Genomic DNA, 1,512 nt, shown 5'->3' on the forward strand with positions numbered 1-1,512 from the left:
GAGGTCGCGAAGACCGCGCATGAATGTCTTCCCAACAGTTCAGCCGCATCTGTTCGGCGCTCAATGATGAAGTTGGCAAACTCAGGCATCGCGCGAGTTCATTAACATTCACTTCCCATATCTTTGGATAGATACGACACACATCTGAAGTGCCAGAAGGAGGGCCGCAGCGTTATTGACTGCGATCATAGAGGAGGTCAGACAAAGCAGGCCTGCGGCTAATAGAGCTAGCCATAAAAATGACATGCCGAAAGACTGCCTAAGGTGCTTAGATAATACCAGTCGCTTAAGTTCCAGGCCGAGGGATTCCCTACTTGGGGACTTTGAAAGTGTCAATTGGATAGGCTGAACTTACGGCCAGAAAGATGCTTTATACCAATATTTCATTGGTGTTGCCTCTTTCGAAGCTTACAAATCGAGACAGTAGAAGGATATTGGGCTCCCACGGTGATTACCCGAATCGCATTCTTGTCAATAAGACCTACTTGATTAAGGACTAACAGAGCTTGGCGTAGGAGTGCAGCATTGAGCTAACAGGCACCGCGAAAAACTGGGATGACTGACAAAGAACCCGGAAGTAGTGTGAGAAGACCGCAAAAGAGAACGCAAAGCTACAAGTGAGTGTAACTGTGTCAAAGGTGCCTTTAGTACCGAAAGTACTCCTATGGTATGGATCGCGTGATGACGAGGCTGAGGGGGGCAGTGGAGACCATCATAGCAATGTCGATCCTATGTTCTAATATAAAGGAGCTCTCGAGTTTAAACTCAAGCCTTGACGGAACAGCCTCTATTTAATTATTTCTTTCTTAGTAAATTATTTTAAGAATCATCTATAACTCTATCGAAGCGTAGGGGCCAAAATTTACTCTAATTAACTATCTCATATTCGCATTTTTCAATCACTGCTGCTGCATGTTCAGGAGTATCAGCCTTTTTCAACTTTTCTAGAAAAAAGACTTCTGGCTTAGAAATCATATCAATTAAGTCTGCAAATGCACGTAGATGCATTTTTCGATCTACAGCGCTTAAGGTAAAAATAAATTCAATAGGATCATTTTCCTCGCTTCCAAATACTACAGGATGTGCTAGTCGGGTTAGATACATCCCCATTTTTATAGACCCGCTATTGGGGGAGGCATGTGGAACAGCAACTCCTGGAAACAATACAACATAGGGACCATATTTTTCAATATCGCAAATCATCGCTTCGATATAGCGTTGCTCTATATAGCCTAATTCTAGCAATGGTAGAGAAGATTTTTGTATTGCATCTCTCCAATCATTACACGTGATATCCAGACTAATATGACTTGCAGGAAGAAGCTGATGGAGATAAGGAGATATTATTTGATTCTCAAGCTGTTGAGCTTCCCGGAAATATCGTCTAACCTCTAAACGTATACGTTTAATTAGTCCTTCATTATCTAGATTCTTGTCCCTCAAAATAGGCTCTAGTTTATCTAAAAGATCTTGTGCAGTAAAAGCTCTAGATTCTTGGTCATATGTATGATT

1 protein-coding gene is annotated in these 1,512 nt (G+C 41.9%); it reads right to left on the minus strand.

The genetic code is table 11. The features are described from left to right. Positions 1-867: 867 nt before the first annotated feature. The coding region (locus Q7P22_RS14060; protein WP_303865018.1) for a PTS sugar transporter subunit IIA at positions 868-1,512 on the minus strand (645 nt) is incomplete at its 5' end.

Origin of the sequence: Alkalibaculum bacchi (assembly GCF_937875145.1) — a bacterium.
Lineage (GTDB): Bacteria > Bacillota > Clostridia > Eubacteriales > Alkalibacteraceae > Alkalibaculum > Alkalibaculum bacchi_A.